The sequence below is a fragment of the Photorhabdus sp. HUG-39 genome (genome assembly GCF_963878365.1).
In the GTDB taxonomy this organism is placed as follows: Bacteria; Pseudomonadota; Gammaproteobacteria; order Enterobacterales; family Enterobacteriaceae; genus Photorhabdus; species Photorhabdus kayaii.
On sequence record NZ_CAWNWY010000096.1, the window covers coordinates 1 to 1,452 of the forward strand.

A 1,452-nucleotide genomic window follows, 5' to 3' on the forward strand; every position below is an offset into this window, starting at 1 on the left:
GATGATTTAGGGGAAGAATCCGTTGATACCAGTGCGGTTCAAGTTAAGGCTCAGTCTAAGACGGAAGAGTGTGAAAAAACGGAAACTAAAAAAGAGTGTCAGGCTTGTCTTGCTATTCCGGTGACGAGTGAAAAATATCGCAAGGTGAGTCGCTGGAGCGCCATCACGATTAACTATCAGCGATTTATTGCTAAAACTAAATATGACCCAGCCACACAAATGATTCAGGAATTTCAGTGCCTGAAAGTGACGTTTGATGGCTGGCGGCCAGCGTATTGTTTATTTCTAGAGGCCAAAGCGCGGTATGACCAGTTTTTTGATAGCGATGGTAAACCCAAAAGGTGGTGGAAAGGCCGTATATCAGGGAAAAACCAAGCAGATAGGCAACAAGCTGTATGTGATGCATTAGATGAAACGCCTCATGTGGAGTGGCATTTTTTACAGCCTGTCAGCTATGGATATTTTAAAACGCTATTTATTGAACATAAAAATATCAGTGTTTATTATACTCCTTGCAAAGATTTAATTTAATTCGAGGTCAACGATGGCAATAATTAATTTGGAAATCAATGTGCGTTATGAACAACAGGAAACTATTACCTTAAATATGGTGTTAATGGATTTATTTCATATTACACGGCAGATTGATATTTTTTTCGGGCAGAAAAAGACGTGGTACTTAACAGGTTACTCTAGAAAACAGGCTCTACAACATATTGTGTTTGATGAACAGGGACCAACTGAAGTTGCTATCAAAGACTTTGAAAAAGAATATAAGAAAAGTTTTCCTTTTTTCAATAATGCTATATGGGATGGTGAAAATGATGAATTATCTAGTAGCATTGATTATTATAAATCGAAGCCAAACCATCCTAACAAGGTTTGGTTAATATTAAACTTAAGAATTGACAGTACCAAACTTGATACTTCCCGATTAATTGATTTAGTTAAATATTTAGCGACTAGTCGTGATTTTCCGTATATTCAAGTAGAAACCAACGGCTATATCTTAAAAGGCAAACAAGTTTTCCCTGATCGCTTAAGCGTCGGTTGGATGCTTTACCAGCCCTGTATTATTGATAAATCCTATCTTCCTATGGCGGAGGATGTGCTTCCTGTGTATCAAAATAATGAACAGATCGGCACGTTGATTATTACCAAAAAAGGTATTTTTGATGGCAGAAATCAGGATGATATTGATAAATCCAATGATGTTGAAGTTCAGTTGGTGAATCTGGGATTACTGCCATTAATTACCGAAGTTTAATGAGGGATGATATTATTTGCCAATTGAAAAACGATGGGGAACTTTCATGTTAAAATCAGTTATTCTGTTAGGTGATATGACAGATCATGGCAGTAAGGTTATTACCGTTATTGATGAATGTACTCACAATGGTGTACCTATTATGGCAAAAAATAAGCTAAACAGGAGACGTTAATATGCCAATA

General features: G+C 36.6%; 3 protein-coding genes. All 3 read left to right on the plus strand.

Annotated elements, in window-relative coordinates:
* A partial coding sequence (locus AAC155_RS24135; RefSeq protein ID WP_113044413.1) for a Tox-REase-5 domain-containing protein occupies positions 1 to 531 on the plus strand: 531 nt, incomplete at its 5' end.
* Positions 532 to 544: 13 nt separating this feature from the next.
* Entirely contained in the window at positions 545 to 1,267 is a 723-nt protein-coding gene (locus AAC155_RS24140; protein ID WP_113044414.1) for an Imm52 family immunity protein, read from the plus strand.
* Between the two features lie 46 nt (positions 1,268 to 1,313).
* Positions 1,314 to 1,442, plus strand: coding sequence for a hypothetical protein (locus AAC155_RS24145; RefSeq protein ID WP_262405202.1), 129 nt, complete (start codon positions 1,314 to 1,316; stop codon positions 1,440 to 1,442).
* The last annotated feature ends 10 nt before the right edge of the window (positions 1,443 to 1,452 follow it).